Source organism: Bacillus sp. JJ1122, from assembly GCF_036964885.1.
GTDB lineage: Bacteria > Bacillota > Bacilli > Bacillales > Cytobacillaceae > Mesobacillus.
In genome coordinates this window covers 21,451-37,200 of sequence record NZ_JBALQL010000002.1, presented here as the reverse complement: position 1 = coordinate 37,200, position 15,750 = coordinate 21,451, and the positions used below count along the sequence as shown (strand labels likewise).

Here is a 15,750-nt window from a genome sequence, read left to right as displayed (position 1 = left end):
AAAAATGACAAATAGAATTATACTACTATCGAACAACAGCAAGCATTGATTATTGGGCTATAGCCAAGCGGTAAGGCAACGGACTTTGACTCCGTCATGCGTTGGTTCGAATCCAGCTAGCCCAGTTAGAACGAGCATTCCTACCTAAAACGAATAACAGTACCACATAAAAATCGGAAGCGTTGTGCTTCCGATTTTTCATTTTATTTAGCTATCCCTTTCAAAGCGTCTGGGTTAAATCCCACGATCAGCTTTTTCCCGTCTGTCAATATTGGTCTCCTCAGCAGCTTTGGTTCATTGACCATCAGTTTCAGTACTTCTGATAAAGGCAGGTCTTCAACCTCTATTCCTAACTTTTTATAGGTTCCCCCTCTAGTTGCAAGCAGTTCATCAAGACCATCTGTAGTCAATGATAAAATTTGCAGTAATTCATTTTTAGTCGGAGTGTCTTTGAACAAATGACGTTCTTTAAATTTCACACTGTTTGATACAAGCCATTTTTTCGTTTTGCGGCAAGATGTACAGCTTGGATAGGAATAAAATATCAATTCTTTCATTCGTCATACCTCCTGGATCGCTTTTTTTATTATTAATTACATTGTATAACTTTTGTATAACTTTTGTACACTTATTTGTCATCATTTCGCCATTTAGTTGTGAACATTTTCTAAACATATAGTTTAAACAGTGTAAACCTTATTTTCGCCTGTATTATAATAAAGGCAAAATAGTGGTCTGAGGTGAACTAAGGTGGAACAAACATTAAAAATAACAAGCGTTTTGTCTGATCCAACTCGTTATTATATTTATCAGTACATTACAAAGAGGCATAAAGATGTAACCGTTCAAGAAATAGCAGATAACTTTGATATTCATCCGAATGTGGCACGTCTCCATTTATCTAAGCTGGAAGATGTAAATATGCTTATTTCCGAAACGAAAAAGACGGGCAAAGGCGGACGGCCTAGCAGGCTTTACCGTCTTTCAGATGATGTGATCCAGCTGCACTTCCCATTCAGGGACTATCAGCTGCTATCAAAGATTGCCATGACGACGATGATGTCATTGGGGGAAGCTGGAAAAAACGCTCTATACATGACTGGTAAACGCTTTGGGGCTGAATTGATGGATCAGGAAATTTCCCGACATCCGCAGATTCCTGAAGATATGAGCTTTGAGCATAAGCTTAATGCAATCAAAAATGCGGCGACGCTCACGGGATTCTATCCTGAATTCGAAGTTAATGACGAAAAAACAAAAATCTATTTCCAAATCTTCAATTGCCCTTTCAAAGAAGTGGCCATGGACCACACTGAAACAGTCTGTAATATGCATTATGAGTTTTTGCGAGGAATGTTTGAATCTCTTTTTGGAGACATTGAGCTGATTGAAAAGGAAAATATGTTCACTGGCTGTGACTCATGTTCTTACCAGGCTGTTATTGCACAATAATCAATCCTTGTTTACTTTTCACTCCACTATACTTTATAATATGATAGTGATGGACTTGTAGGGTAAAGGAGGGATATCTTTGGATCGTATGTACAGAGTTTTAGGATTCTGGACGGGAATCTTTGCTGTGATGTTTTTCTTAGGTCACATGTATACGACGTCCTTGATTTTCTTTGGTCAAACAGGATTTTTCTTGCTTTTAAGCTATTTGAAACTGTCCGAGCGTATGTATATTTACGTATTCGGCGCATACTTAACTGTTTTCTTTGCAGGATTTACTTACTGGACAACATTTATGATGCCACTTGGTGGAGCAGGACACTAAACCTATTCCCCAATAAAAAAAGCGATGGATTCCCATCGCTTTTTTTATTTGCTGATTATTTTATCGGATTCCGCTCCCATCCCCTTGCCCTGGATGATCACATCAAATGATTGACTGATGCTGCCAGGCATGATGAGACTTCGTATAGCCCTATTCTTTTTGCTTGTTTCTGAAAAGGGGTTTGGATCATAGTGGTTTTCCAGCTCTTGCAGAATGCCAATCGACAGCAGGAATTCATCCTGTCTCTTTTTTTGCAGTAAGCTCAAGCCATACTTTTCACCCTGAGATATCAATGCATCGAAATGGACATGACTCGTTATATCCATTTCCCCAGGCATCTGCAGGACATCGTGAAACATTTGATGCTGATAATATCCACGAAGACTTCCCTTTTTTCGTGAAGGTTCCATCCATTGTTCTTTTGTATATCCATAATCGACAGTGACAATGATCCCTTTTGATAAGGTTTCTGCAATGGATTTTATGAATTCCTCCATTGCCAGAGGTATTTCAATCCGCTGACCTTCGATAAGTTCAATATTTTGTTTTTGTAAGAATGCAATTATCTCTTCATTTTCAACAGGAACAAATTTTTCAATCAACTGTTCATTTTCACACGTTATAAAGACTTCCTGGATGACACCTTGTTTTTTTTCAATTACATGAACAGGGAAGGCATCGAACAATTCATTTGAAAAAACAAGACCTTCATTCATTCCGGAATCAGCGTAGGTCGGAGCATGAACCACTTGAACATTGTCCAGCCCGCCCAAAGCCTCCGATTGCAATTCCCTGTGATAAGGACTTTCCTCAACTATGTAATATGTAAGAGCATCATCACTACATTCATTCCAGCCTGAAATGAAAGCACGAGCAAAACGCCCATTTCCCGCACCAATTTCACAAATGGATGGCGGAAGGCCTAAACTTCCAATGTTTTTAGCAAACCATTTGCCTATTAATTTTCCGAAAACATCTGAAACATTGCTTGTAGTATAAAAGTCTCCGCCTTTGCCAATCTTTTGGCGATTTTTTATATAGTACCCTTTTGAAGGATGGTAAAGTGCTAACTCCATATATTTAGCGTAAGAGATCATTTTAAGTGGTGATGAAGCAATAGCCCTGCTGATTATTTCTTTCATAATATCTCCTCAGACACAGTTTTTCACTATTGACATAGTGTTTTCTTTATTATATTGTTTTAATTAGTAGCTTAACTATATCCCCTCCCATGATATGAATAGAACATCCCCCAGAAAAGCCCTTCTCTAAGAGAAGGGCTTTTCTAGTTTGAAAGTTAAAACCCGTTTAAAAATGGATTTGTGTCCATTTCATAGCCGATTGTTGTTGCTGGTCCATGTCCTGGCAGGACTTCTGTTTCTTCAGGCAATGCCAAAAGCCTGTCATGGATACTTTTAATTAGCTGATTATGGTTTCCACCTGGCAAATCAGTCCTGCCGATACTTCCATTGAAAAGAGCATCACCAGCGAGAACAAAATTGTCATCAGGGAAATAGATCGAAATGCTGCCAGGTGAGTGCCCAGGTGTTTCGTATACAGAAAAAGAAAAGTTGCCGATTGACATTTCTCCTTCTTCCGTAATCAAGTGATCTGCCGGCCTTGCTGTTATCATTTCCTTCATCATAAAATGCCTCGATCCATTTAATGCAGGATCTGTAAGCCAATCCTTTTCCCTATCATGAATATATACCTTAATTGCGTATTTATCCCTGATACGGTCTACTGCGCCTATATGATCAAAATGAGCATGCGTTAGCAAGATTGCTTCCGGCTTTAGTTCATGTTGTTCAATTAATGTTGTCAGTTTTTTTGGATTATCCCCTGGATCTACGATTAAACAAGAATTATTTTCATCAATGATCAGGTAACAATTTGTCTGCAATTGCCCGAGTGGAATCTGTTTCCATTTCATATATAAATGCCTCCAGCTTCTATTGAAATTATCATTATATTTATTCTACACTATTGTTGTATAAGATTTAAGGATTTGCCAAAAGATCTGTAAGGAGCATACACATTGAATAAAACAATAGGGATCGAAGCTAAACCATTTATCTCAGAACTGCCAGACTTTTTGCAGTTTTTTCATTCAGTTGCGCCTCCCCTTCTCGTTCAGGGTCATTTATTTATCTATCCGTCTGTAAACCTTGCCGATGAGGCAGCTAAGCTGCTGCATGATGCAGAGTTATTAGAAGAAATTCATCCTCTTATCAGAATAGCAGAAGGTATACGAGGAACTGACTTTTTCGATTATGGTTTTTATGCAGATGGTGCATCATTTATATATATTGATCAGTTGTCAGCTTTCAAAATAAGCGGTTCAGACAATAAACAAAAAGAGATGGCCTTACTGCAAATAGATGAGCACTTAACTTTTAAAGCAGCAGGAGAGATTTTTTTTACAGCGAAACACTATAAAGAGCTAATTATGGGTATAGTAAGGGCATATAAAGTTAAAGTTGAATTTTTAGACCTCGACAAATGATTTAAAAAAATATACAATAAAAAACGAGTGTATGCTTGTAATTACATAAACAGGCTGCCGCCTAAAACTTCAACAAAAAGGCTAAATGCCTGCCAAATATTTAATGAAGGGGGCTTTATCATGGGATTGGCGATTATTTTCGCTTTAGTTACGCTACTTGCCGGCTATGGAACATTTACGGCGCTTAAAAACAAAAACCTTCTTGGAATTGTATTCGCTGGAGGAACATTCTTAGTACTTGGCTGGTTCACAGTCATGACAGTCCTTAACCACGGATTCCCAGTTGCACATCATTAATAGAAGGCATTAAAAGACCACCGTTCAGGTGGTCTTTTTTTCTTGTATAAATAAAGATTATTTCAGAAGCTCATTAACCCGATCTACTTTTTCTTGCATCTTCCTCTTTACATCGCGCCGGTCATCAATTCGGATATTTGTCGCTACCCTTAGTATCCCCGCGTTGAATGGTGCCTCATGTATTGCTTGAATAACCTCAAATAATACAGGCAGCTCACCTTCTATCAAAGTATTCATCGGAGTCAGCTGGAATTGGATTTTCCCTTCTTTTTCATACTCCTTGAGAATTTTTTGAATGTCCGCTACATAGGAACTTACACTAGGTGTCTGTGTACCAATCGGTATAACTGTCACATCTACTATTGCCATTTGTTTCTCTCCTATTGAATTATTTGACGAGCTCATTTATTTCCTTTGTATCAATGTTTAATACCTTTTCGAACTGAAATCCGGTAAGGCACATTTCGCCAGAAGGCGAGCAGGATATTGGCTCATTGGGCTGGCCCGAAAAAATTATTTCCTCTCTTTGGGTATCAAGGTTTAAACGTATTAAATCAAAGCCATCCTGATAAATATCTGCCTCTCCATTATGAAGGGCACGTAAATATAAGATTTCCTTCCCATCATTCATTAAATCATAAAAAGGAATGAGCCAGCCAGAAAAAGATGTCAGAACCGGTGCATTAAAGGTTGCTGCTGGTTCAAGTCCCGGTGCATAGATTGTGTAATATGCAAGCTCAGAATCTTCATTTTCTTCGACCCTGACTGTGATCAGATTCTTTCCCATCGCATCGAACTGGTATAAATCCTCAAAAAGCTGCTCAGCTTTCAGATTATCAACTGATAATACCTTTAATGGTGCCTGCAATGCCATACTTTGTTCCTGCCACTCCTGAAAAACAAGTTCTTCATCAGAAATCCAGCGAACAAATGGCTCTGGAAGATCAATCTCCTTTAGCTGCTTCTTATTCAAGTCCAACAAAAAAGTACTAAAATCCCAATTTTCTGTAAAAGCAGAAACCGTAAGCAAATTCATATTAAATGGATTCCATTCAAAACTTAATTCATAAGAATCTATGTTTGCCGAAAAAATCTCTTTACCTGAGAGATCGATGATCGTCAAAATCCCGCTATTTTTGGCAGCACCATGAACTAAAATTTTCTTTTTATCTGGACTAATCTCAGCCGCAACAATGGGATTTTCACTCCTAAAAAGCATATTTGCTTTTCCTGAGCCAAGATTATAGGAATACAGAGTAGAACTCTCGCCCTTATTTGCAATATATAGGATAGATAAATTCGTTAGCCAGCCTGCTGCCTTGTAAAACTCTTCATCCTCATCCTGAATTGGTATGATACTAGCTCCTAAATAAGAAGTTCCAGGTGTTTCTTTAAGCCTGATCAGGTTATGCTTGGCTCCGGCATGGATTGAACCCTCCATATTCTGGGAGCATCCAGTAAGGCTTATTGCAGAAGTGAACAGGATCATGAATAACAAGAACATAATAGGCTTTTTGTATGTATTCTCTCCGTCTCCTTTCACCACTACACCACCCTTACGATTAAAACATTGTATTTATTTGTACGTTAAATACTACCCAAATGTTTCATACAATTACGATAAATCTTTATTTGAACCTCTTTTTGTAGACCATGCTGATATTTAAGCATGATAAAATCCCTTTTACACTTACAGATTTACTTTTCAACAATAACCTAGGGCACAAAGCATATTTCCGATACAGATAAGATACACTCCAGTCCAAGAAAATACAATCGTTATGACAAAATAAAAACCTGCGCCAAAGGGCACAGGTTTTTATTCGGTCTTATTCTTCACTCTGAGGGAAAGAGCCTTTGCTGCCTGCAGACTTATCATAGAATCTCAACAGGTCACCATATATGATTTTATCGGAGTATTCAAGTTCATTCTTTGCTTTTTCCATATACGGTTCACAACTGTTTTTGTCTGTAGGTTCACCAGTTGTTTTATCATAGCAAGTTTCACGTGTGAAAACACGATCCTTCGTGATAAAGCTTCCATCGCGAAGCACAGCAAAATCAAGGCGGTCCTTTGAGAAAAGGTCTGAACCGAAATCAATGTCGGACTTTGTATCAATTCCAAGCAGGTGCAAGATTGTCGGCTTGATATCGATCTGGCCGCCAACAGTGGAAATGGTCTTTCCATGTTGTCCAGGAATATGGACAATCAAAGGCACCTTCTGCAGCTGAGTGCTTTCAAATGGCGTAATTTCTTTGCCAAGATATTCACTCATAGCTTTATTATGATTTTCCGAAATCCCATAATGGTCTCCGTATAATACGATAATGGAATCTTCATAAAGACCCTCATCTTTTAATTTTTGTACAAAAAGCTTCAAAGCCTCATCCTGATAACGAACTGTTGGAAAATAATTGTTTACAGTTTTATCATCGGACGTATACGGCTGAATAAATCTATCTTCCTCACTCAATTCAAATGGGAAGTGGTTAGTCAATGTAATGAATTTTGAGTAGAACGGTTTTGGCATTTCCTTCAAATGCTGAACAGATTGTTGAAGGAAATCAACATCCTTCATTCCCCATCCTACTGAATTCTCTTCAGTTACTTCGTAATCAGGCAGCGAATAAAAACGCTGATATCCTAATGATTGGTACATAATGTCCCGGTTCCAGAAACTCTTATTATTAGCGTGTAAAGAAGCTGTATAGTAACCGTTTTTGTTTAAAATTTCCGGTGTAGCCGTAAATTCATTCCCCGAGTGAGTAAAGAAAACTGCACCTCGGCTCAAAGGATAAAGTGAATTTTCAACTAGGAACTCCGAGTCTGAAGTTTTACCCTGACCAGTTTGGTGATAGAAGTTATCAAAGTAATAACTGTCTTTAATGAAATCGTTAAGGAAAGGAGTGATTTCCTGTCCATTTACTTTTTGGTTAATCACAAAGTTCTGTGTGGATTCCATAGAGATAAGAATTACGTTCTTGCCTTTTGCGACACCAAACATCTTCTCATCAGGCGGCAAATAGTTTGCTCGAACATAATTGTCGATATCGGCTAATTCACTGCCGTCAGCCATTGCGCGCTGTGCAGATGATTTAGACTGTAAGAACGCATCATAAAGATGATAATTGTAAGTTCCGATATTCTTTACCAGCATTTCTCTGTCGAACGTTCTTGTAAGCAGCTGGGGACGCTCTGTTTCAGCCATTCCAAGATTGAAAAAAGCAATCGCGATCGCGACGAGGAAGAATGCTCTGCGATCTACCTTGGAATATTCTCGGTATCCCATAAATTTCGGTTTAATTTTTAATAGGACGGCTAAAATGATAAAGTCAGCAAAATATAATAAATCACTGAAGTTGATCAATTCGGTGACACTGCTCCCCAAGTCACTCATGTTGCTCGTCTGGAATAAGACTGGAATCGTCAGGAAGTCATTAAAGAAGCGGTAGAACACAACATTCGCGAACAATACTGCGGATATTATGAAACTTGTAATCAGCACGTAGCGCTTCTGGTTCTTCTCCTTCATGAACAGGCTGATTCCGAAGATGAACATCAGGAAGCTTAAAGGATTTATGAACAGGATAATTTCCTGTCTCCAGTTTTCAATTTTAATATCAAAACTAGTTTTATAGGCAATATACGTTTTCAGCCATAGCAGGATTGTTGCGATGGCAACAATGGATGCTTTTGACCATTTAGGTGTTTTCATTCGTTCACAACCTCCCTGTTATTAAATAACAGACATGGGAATTTTTAGGGAAAATAAACATTTCCCTCGAGAATCAAACATAATCTTAATACTTTTTTTACAAAAAAGCAAACCCAACTTAAATGGCAAAATGTATAATTCATCAATGTCATTTTCCACCATTATAGACGATTCAAACCTCAAAAAGTTTCACCACAGTCCAAATTCCGAAAATTGAAACTTTTGACTCAAATGAAACAGGGAGTTTTCTCATAGATGAGAAAACTCCCTGTCATAAGGTTTATGATTGGTAAATTTTATTCTTTACCAGCCAAGCAGCGCCAATCACACCAGCATCATTTCCTAACGTTGCGATACTAATCTCAGTGGACTGAGCAACTCTTGGGAAAGAATTTCTTAAGAATTGTTCTTTTACCGGATTCAGGAGGACATCTCCTGCTTTTGATACCCCACCGCCGAGGACAATTTTTTCAGGATTAAGTGTATTCGCTATATTTGCCAGAGCAATTCCCAGGTGTAATGCAACTGTGTTGATTACCTTAAGGGCAATCGCATCGTTCCTTCTGGCAGCATCGAATACATCTTTTGCAGTTACCAGTCCAGTTTCTTTTAAAACTACTGTAAGCTCACCGCTCGATGGTTCTGCATCCAGAATTTCTTTCGCAATCCTCACAATACCGGTTGCAGAAGCAATGGTTTCGAGGCAGCCCGTTTTACCGCAGTTGCAAGGTGCCCCACCTTCAGCTAATGAAGTAATATGACCGATTTCCCCTGCAGCACCGCTTATTCCATGGACAATATCCCCATTGGTGATGACGCCTCCGCCGACCCCCGTACCTAAAGTTACACAAACCAAATCTTTTGCTCCATTGCCAGCACCTTTCCACATTTCACCTAGTGCAGCACAATTAGCATCATTATCGATTACAGCCGGCAATGAAGTTTCTACCTCAAGTAAATCCTTTAACGGATATGGATCTCTCCAGCCTAGGTTTACCGCTTCAAAAATAACACCTGAGGAAAGATCGACCGGACCAGGTGCTCCCATGCCAATCCCAATAACTTCACTTTTGGAATGACCTAATTCTCCCAGCTTCTGATCAATCGATTTGGCGATATGAAGGGTGATATTTTTCCCGTCGTTGGAAACATCTGTTGGTATTTCCCATTTATAAAGAATTTCTCCATATAAGTTTATAAAAGCCAGTTTTGTCGTTGTACCACCTAAGTCCACACCTATGAGCCATTTTTCAGCCATCTTGCATCACCTTTTCTTATTTGCAGTTTTTTCTTTTTCCAGCTGTATCTCATGTCTTAACAGCAATATTGCAGTCTGATAAACATTTGTCTCGATCAGTTGGGAATTAAAAAGTTCCTTCAATTCTGACTCCATAAGCTCTAAATCAGAAACTCTGTCGCCAATGTAAATTATGGTCCCGAACTTTTTCAGGAATTGCTGGATTTCATAAATGGTTTTCAACGTATTCCCCTCAATGTTTGTGAATATAAGAGCATGTCTACAATACTTAAGTATAATGGATACATAGAACCTCCTCAAGTGTGCTGGAGAAGATTTTATCTTTATTTATCTTTCTTTTATTAAACTGTTTCAAAGTACATAATATCGTGTTGATTTATCGGCCCTATTAAATGTTTGTTTAATTTTCTAGCCATAATCCCCCAAAAAACTAAAAAGCAGCGGAGGCTGCTTTTCTTCGTTTCACATTATTAACGATCCGGATCCTGCGGATGCAAAATTCGCGGACGCCGATTTTTCAATGGGATTGGTGAACGCACCAAGACGTCACGGAAAGCCCTCAGGTTAAACGGTATGAACGGCCAGAGGTAGGGGACGCCAAATGACTTCATCCTTGCGAGCATGATGATGAACAAGACAATCCCTATCAAGAAACCGTATAGTTGGAACGCAGCTGTTAAAATCAGCAAAAATAATCGTACCAGCCTGTTGGCAAGGCTCATTTCGTAGCTTGGAGTCGCGAACGTGCCAATTGCTGCTATAGCAAGGTATAAGATGACTTCATTGGTCAGAAGGCCAACCTCTACCGCAACCTGGCCAATCATCAATGCAGCGACAAGTCCGAGTGCAGTGGCCAGTGAGGTTGGAGTATGTATTGCTGCCATCCTCAGGACATCTATGCCGATTTCGATCATGAAGAATTGTAAAAACAATGGTATCTGACCTGGATCATTTGGGCCTATATAGGAAAGCTTATCCGGAAGCAGTCCAGGTTCTACTGCGAATAAATACCACAGCGGCAGCAAAAATAATGATGACCATACTGCCATGAATCTAACTAATCGCAAATATGCTCCAACTATTGGTTTATTTCGATATTCCTCGGCATGCTGCAAATGATGCCAGTAAGTTGTAGGAGTGATAAGGACGCTTGGTGATCCATCAACAATAATGCAGACATGGCCTTCATATAAATGGGTTGCTGCCGTATCGGGCCTTTCTGTATACCTTACTGTCGGAAAAGGATTCCAATGACGGCCAGCCATAAATTCTTCAATTGTCTTTTCGGCCATTGGAAGACCGTCAGTATCAATTTTGCTGATGGCATCCTTTACCTTTTTGACCATTTCGGGATCAGCGATATCTTCAATATAGCAAACGACAATATCAGTCTTAGAACGCCTGCCAGCCTGCATGTATTCCATCCTTAAGGTGCGGTCACGGATTCTCCTCCGTGTAAGAGCGGTATTAAATACGAGTGTTTCGACAAAGCCATCTCTTGAACCCCTTACAACTCTCTCGGTATCAGGTTCCTCTGGTCCCCTGACAGGGTAGGTCCTGGCATCAATCAAAATTACTTCTGTGATTCCATCAATCGCCAAGGCTGTTGGACCTGCAAGCACCATATCCGCTACTTTATCTAAATCATCAGTTGTTTCAACCTCTACGTATGGTATATACGTTTTCACCATTTTTTTCAATGTGTCTACTTCTAAGGTCCCTGGCTCCAGCTTGGCCAGCAATTGCATGATAAATAATAAGATATCGTCCTTTACAAAACCATCAACCAGGAACAGCGCCATATCTCGGCCCGCATATTCTACATCAAGCTGAATGACATCAAAACTTTTGCCAATACCAAGTTCTTTTCTTAGGAATTCAATATTTTCTTTTAGGCTTTCTTGTACAAGATGCTTCTTTTTCTCTGTCATAGCGTAACTCAAACACCTTTCATTCCAGCAATAAACCATTTTTTTCCTGACTATTTCTTCACCATCTTTGCCCAAGAATCAATAAAACATACTTAATGCATGTCTTAAGAACAGTGGTCATATAGTGTTTATACCGGACAAACTAATATGAACGTTGAGAGGGATATGCATGGGGAAACGTTTTTTATTTTTAGGAATTAGCGCAATGGCGATTGCAGCTTCTGCTATCGTGATTCAACTTCAGCTATTCAAGTCTATACAGGAAACGATCACCTTCTTTCCAATAGATGAATCTGTTCACTATCAAGCTGCAAATACTACGTTAACTCTGTTAAAAGATAAAAAAAATAATCAGCATCAAGTTGATTGGAAGGTAAACTCTGCACTAGATCGGGAAGCCTATTTACGACAGGATTTAGGCCTATTATTTATTAATGGTCTTTTGAAGGGTAAAGTGGCCAAATGGGAACAGGATACATCTGACCTTTCACAGGAAGATATCATTTCAACAGGAGAAAGCGGAAGATATGATGCCATCACCTTTCATTACTCTGAGGTTCATGGCAACGGAGATAGAATTTCAAGTTCCCAACGGATGTCTGAGGATAGGCTTTACGTAATTGATTCACAATTCAGCCCACTCAGTTCCTTCAGGGTTCCAAATAGCAAGGAAGAGAGGGAATGGAAGCAAGTCCTTGATCGAAGCACAGAAAACAGGCTCAATAAAAGCCTCCTGAAAGCTGCAAAGAATTATGGAGTTAATCTCTCAAACTACATCGCCATCCCTTTATATGAAATCCGTAAATATGAAGATCAGCCAATCGATGGATTTTCACAGAGAGAAACAGCTAATATACTCGGAAGGCTGTGGGAGGGATTATATAAAAATTACAACCTTGGCATAAAAAAAAGCGACGGCACTGTAGTCGACTCTCTAGACAGTACCATGCCGCTTATTTTAATTTCTAAGGATAAAAGCCATTTACTGGCAGTAACTCAAACCAAAGATGGTGAAAGCATTATTCTGAAGCAGCTGATTTAAGTAAACCTTTAATTTGACTCAATGTTTTCTTGTAATCTTCCTGATCCGGTTTCAGTTCTACTGCCTTCTTGACATATTTTTCAGCATCTTTGTAATTTTTTTCATCCATATATATAAGTGCCAAATTATAATAAGCTTCGTGGAACTCAGGCTCCATTTCCACCACTTTCAGCAAATGGCCTTTTGCTTCCTCAAGGCGGTCTTGCTTAATCTCCGTATATGAGAGCAGAAAATATGTCTCTGCAGAGGGATTTTCTTCTATTGAATATGTGGACAGCAATTGACGTGCCTTACCATACTCACCGGCTATAATGTGCTGCTGGGCAAGCACCAAGACTGACCGCTCATCAACGATTTCGGCTTTTCCGCTGAAACCATACTGCAATGACAGAAAAATCAAAGCGCTTGCAGCTGCCAGGTACCCGAGTTGCAGCAATGGGCGCTTTTTCTTTGGCAGATGTAAAATGCCCGCAGCTGCAAAACCGCCAATCAGTCCGCCGATATGTCCTGCATTATCAATTCCAGGAATCGTAAATCCAAATGCCAGATTGATACCAAGCACTACAAGAATATTGAGTCCCAGTGTTCTCCAGAATAATCTCGGATTGCTGACGCCGAAATACAACAAGGCTCCAAAACAGCCAAATATCGCTCCACTCGCTCCAGCAGATAGATTGGGGCTTAATAAAAAACTAGCGAGCACACCAGTGAATCCTGCCGCTAGATAGATAATTAAAAAACGGAAATTCCCAAAAAGTCGCTCTACCATCGTTCCTAAATAATACAAAGCCAGCGTATTCATCAACAAATGAAGGAGGCCTATATGAATGAAAATGGGTGTGAAAAAACGCCACCATTCACCTTCAAGAATAAGAGGATTGAATTTAGCTCCAAATTTTATCAATGTGGATGAATTGGTACTGCCCCCAGCGAATTCCATAACAAGAAACACGATAATTTGGATGGCAATAAAAAGATAAGTGAAGAATGGTTTGCCATAATTAAATACTGATTGTTCAGCCTTAGCTCTGTTCAATGCTGTTGAAATGGCGTTTTTCTTTATTGTTTCTATATCATAATCTAAATAATCATCTGTATATACCAGTTCTGCATTTGTGCCAAAATGCTCCTCTATCCGATTTACCGCATCCGCTGCATGTGCTCGGTCTACTAATATTGATGTAACGCTGACTTTTGGTTTGTCAGGAGATTGAAAAGGTTCCTTCAACCTGAATTCATAATCATCTACTGGTGGATAAGAACTGAAATAGAGATTCAATAGCTTTAAATCTCCTTTACCCAGCTTTTTGCGGATGCTTTCCCCATTGTCTGCTGTCATTTCTATATCTCTTTGGAGCCAGTTGCTCCAATCAATATTATAATGAAGCAAGCGAATGACTTGAGCTTGCTTGTTTTCTGTTTTCTCCAGCCACAGCTCCTCCTGGCCCTTTGACAGCTGCAGAATCCGATACTCCTTTTGGTCAATCAGGAATTCTGCGGTCTTCCAAAACAAATATTCCTCCAAAAAAGCCAACTTCTCCCCTACTTTCTTGCCTAATAATGCGGCTATAAATTTATTATCAATATGTATATGCCTTATGTTAAATTATCACTAAAAATATTATAAACTAAATATTATTTCCTCACATATCAAGAGGCCTTGTATACCACCTTCTTATCTCATATGTACCTGGTCCTTTTTTTCATAGTTAAGATACGAACCTTGGAATAAAGCAGAAAAAGACCTCAAAGGGTCTTTTACTGAAAATCTGAAGGTCCTGAAAATACAGATTGAAGCATTTTGCTCCTTACACCGGGCAATCCCATTAATGAGCCAACTGCGACCCTTCGCAAGAACCTGTTTCCGAGCAATACATTCATAACCCTGTACCTGTTTTCAAATAGAAAATATCCGGCAAGACCAACCATAAAAATCGAAATCATTTTCCTGACCATTTAAATCCCTCCCCTTTTATTTTGGGAAAGAGATCGAGTTTTTATCCCGATGAACGAAAAAAAATACCTTCCAAAAGTTGTGTATATATAATAGAAGAAAACGGTTTCACACTCGTTATTAAATCCCATATATAGGATGATACCTTCATTCAGAAATATAAATCAAAGCAACTAACATAAAAAACTGCCAAAAATGGCAGCTTTCGAAATTTAGCCTTTTAACACAGGATCCATGACTTGTTTCAGTATTTCTACAGAATGATCGAATTTCTTTTGCTCCTCGTCATTTAGTGATAGCTCGACTATTTCCCGGATACCGCTACGGTTCACGATTGCAGGTACCCCTATATAAATATCAGTGTGTCCATATTCACCGTTCAGCTGGGCGGAAACAGTCAGGATTGAGTTCTCATCATGCAGAATGGCTTTAGTTAAACGGACAAGTCCCATCGCAATCCCATAATAAGTTGCCCCTTTTCGCTGAATGATATGGTAAGCAGCGTCTCTTACATTCGTAAAAATTTCTTCCAGGTCATCGTGTTTATAACGTTCTTGGTCCTTCATCATTTTTTCGATTGGTTTACCACCGATGTCAGCATGGCTCCAGACTGGTAATTCGGTATCACCATGTTCTCCAATAATATAAGCATGAACGTTTCTTGTGTCGACTTTAAAATAGTCTCCAAGCAAAAAGCGGAATCTGGCTGTATCTAAGATTGTCCCTGAACCAATGACACGTTCCTTTGGCAGGCCAGAAAATTTCCAAACAGCATACGTGAGAATATCAACAGGGTTTGTGGCGACAAGGAAAATCCCATCAAAGCCGCTTGCCATTATTTCATCGACAATGCTTTTAAATATCTTCGTATTTTTTTCAACAAGATCCAGTCTTGTTTCACCCGGCTTCTGATTAGCTCCTGCACAAAGAACGACCAAGTCAGCATCCTTGCAATCTGAATATGAACCAAACCATATTTTCGTTTGTGAAGGCGCGAAAGCCATACCATGGTTTAAATCCATTGCATCCCCTTCAGATTTCTCCTTATTGAGGTCTACAAGAACGAGCTCTTCTGCCACTCCCTGATTGATCATTGCAAATGCATAGCTTGACCCCACGAAGCCAGTACCTACCAGGACAACTCTATTAACACGATTTTTCATATCGGCATCCTCCTAAAATTCGGCTGCTTACTATTTCCATGTTTAATATAGTACATTAATTATGAATCCTTATGTATTACCGAAAACGTTATCATTATAAACATTT

At 39.2% G+C, this 15,750-nt stretch carries 17 protein-coding genes and 1 tRNA gene; 6 read left to right on the top strand and 12 right to left on the bottom strand.

Going from position 1 to position 15,750, the window contains the following annotated elements:
• Positions 1 to 53: 53 nt before the first annotated feature.
• Positions 54 to 125, top strand: a tRNA-Gln gene (locus V7201_RS02155).
• Positions 126 to 203: 78 nt separating this feature from the next.
• Here V7201_RS02155 and V7201_RS02150 read toward each other — a convergent pair.
• Positions 204 to 557, bottom strand: a complete 354-nt coding sequence (locus V7201_RS02150) for a Spx/MgsR family RNA polymerase-binding regulatory protein (RefSeq protein ID WP_335375136.1) — start codon at positions 555 to 557, stop codon at positions 204 to 206.
• Positions 558 to 750: 193 nt separating this feature from the next.
• Between V7201_RS02150 and V7201_RS02145 the strand changes: the two genes are divergently transcribed.
• Together V7201_RS02145 and V7201_RS02140 are read left to right on the top strand one after the other, a co-directional pair.
• Positions 751 to 1,452, top strand: coding sequence for a helix-turn-helix transcriptional regulator (locus tag V7201_RS02145; protein WP_335375135.1), 702 nt, complete (start codon positions 751 to 753; stop codon positions 1,450 to 1,452).
• Between the two features lie 79 nt (positions 1,453 to 1,531).
• Positions 1,532 to 1,777 carry a DUF2626 domain-containing protein gene (locus V7201_RS02140; RefSeq protein WP_251482833.1) on the top strand — a complete coding sequence of 82 codons (246 nt, stop codon included), beginning with the start codon at positions 1,532 to 1,534 and terminating at the stop codon, positions 1,775 to 1,777.
• A 44-nt stretch (positions 1,778 to 1,821) separates the two neighbouring features.
• Here the strand turns inward: V7201_RS02140 and V7201_RS02135 are convergent, their stop codons facing one another.
• Together V7201_RS02135 and V7201_RS02130 are read right to left on the bottom strand one after the other, a co-directional pair.
• The gene (locus V7201_RS02135; protein WP_335375134.1) at positions 1,822 to 2,919 is read right to left on the bottom strand and encodes a class I SAM-dependent methyltransferase; all 1,098 of its coding nucleotides are present in this window, start codon (positions 2,917 to 2,919) and stop codon (positions 1,822 to 1,824) included.
• Between the two features lie 155 nt (positions 2,920 to 3,074).
• Positions 3,075 to 3,710, bottom strand: coding sequence for an MBL fold metallo-hydrolase (locus tag V7201_RS02130; RefSeq protein WP_335375133.1), 636 nt, complete (start codon positions 3,708 to 3,710; stop codon positions 3,075 to 3,077).
• A 105-nt stretch (positions 3,711 to 3,815) separates the two neighbouring features.
• Here V7201_RS02130 and V7201_RS02125 point away from each other — a divergent pair, with 105 nt between their 5' ends.
• Complete coding sequence (locus V7201_RS02125) at positions 3,816 to 4,283, top strand: hypothetical protein (RefSeq protein WP_335375132.1); 468 nt, start codon at positions 3,816 to 3,818, stop codon at positions 4,281 to 4,283.
• Positions 4,284 to 4,403: 120 nt separating this feature from the next.
• Positions 4,404 to 4,580 (top strand): DUF2759 domain-containing protein, encoded by a 177-nt coding sequence (locus V7201_RS02120; RefSeq protein WP_335375131.1) that lies wholly within the window; start codon positions 4,404 to 4,406, stop codon positions 4,578 to 4,580.
• 57 nt (positions 4,581 to 4,637) lie between these two features.
• Here the strand turns inward: V7201_RS02120 and V7201_RS02115 are convergent, their stop codons facing one another.
• The 6 genes from V7201_RS02115 to V7201_RS02090 all read right to left on the bottom strand — a co-directional run bounded on the left by V7201_RS02115 (position 4,638) and on the right by V7201_RS02090 (position 11,485).
• A complete protein-coding gene (locus tag V7201_RS02115; RefSeq protein ID WP_335375130.1) occupies positions 4,638 to 4,949 on the bottom strand; it encodes an MTH1187 family thiamine-binding protein in 312 nt (103 codons plus the stop codon).
• 19 nt (positions 4,950 to 4,968) lie between these two features.
• Positions 4,969 to 6,123, bottom strand: coding sequence for a hypothetical protein (locus V7201_RS02110; RefSeq protein WP_335375129.1), 1,155 nt, complete (start codon positions 6,121 to 6,123; stop codon positions 4,969 to 4,971).
• 286 nt (positions 6,124 to 6,409) lie between these two features.
• Positions 6,410 to 8,296 carry an LTA synthase family protein gene (locus tag V7201_RS02105; protein ID WP_335375128.1) on the bottom strand — a complete coding sequence of 629 codons (1,887 nt, stop codon included), beginning with the start codon at positions 8,294 to 8,296 and terminating at the stop codon, positions 6,410 to 6,412.
• Positions 8,297 to 8,576: 280 nt separating this feature from the next.
• Positions 8,577 to 9,554, bottom strand: a complete 978-nt coding sequence (locus V7201_RS02100) for an ROK family glucokinase (protein ID WP_335375127.1) — start codon at positions 9,552 to 9,554, stop codon at positions 8,577 to 8,579.
• A gap of 6 nt (positions 9,555 to 9,560) precedes the next feature.
• A complete protein-coding gene (locus V7201_RS02095; RefSeq protein ID WP_335375126.1) occupies positions 9,561 to 9,776 on the bottom strand; it encodes a YqgQ family protein in 216 nt (71 codons plus the stop codon).
• 248 nt (positions 9,777 to 10,024) lie between these two features.
• On the bottom strand, positions 10,025 to 11,485 hold the full coding sequence (locus tag V7201_RS02090; RefSeq protein WP_335375125.1) for a spore germination protein: 1,461 nt from the start codon (positions 11,483 to 11,485) through the stop codon (positions 10,025 to 10,027).
• A gap of 169 nt (positions 11,486 to 11,654) precedes the next feature.
• On the opposite strand from V7201_RS02090, the gene V7201_RS02085 reads away from it, so the two are divergent.
• Positions 11,655 to 12,527 carry a hypothetical protein gene (locus V7201_RS02085; RefSeq protein WP_335375124.1) on the top strand — a complete coding sequence of 291 codons (873 nt, stop codon included), beginning with the start codon at positions 11,655 to 11,657 and terminating at the stop codon, positions 12,525 to 12,527.
• Here V7201_RS02085 and V7201_RS02080 read toward each other — a convergent pair.
• The 3 genes from V7201_RS02080 to V7201_RS02070 all read right to left on the bottom strand — a co-directional run bounded on the left by V7201_RS02080 (position 12,505) and on the right by V7201_RS02070 (position 15,644).
• Positions 12,505 to 14,040 carry a rhomboid family intramembrane serine protease gene (locus V7201_RS02080; protein WP_335375123.1) on the bottom strand — a complete coding sequence of 512 codons (1,536 nt, stop codon included), beginning with the start codon at positions 14,038 to 14,040 and terminating at the stop codon, positions 12,505 to 12,507. The two genes, V7201_RS02085 and V7201_RS02080, sit on opposite strands and share 23 nt — an antisense overlap.
• 245 nt (positions 14,041 to 14,285) lie before the next feature.
• Positions 14,286 to 14,483, bottom strand: a complete 198-nt coding sequence (locus V7201_RS02075; protein ID WP_335375122.1) for a hypothetical protein — start codon at positions 14,481 to 14,483, stop codon at positions 14,286 to 14,288.
• A 210-nt stretch (positions 14,484 to 14,693) separates the two neighbouring features.
• Entirely contained in the window at positions 14,694 to 15,644 is a 951-nt protein-coding gene (locus V7201_RS02070) for an L-lactate dehydrogenase (protein WP_335375121.1), read from the bottom strand.
• Positions 15,645 to 15,750 lie beyond the last annotated feature (106 nt).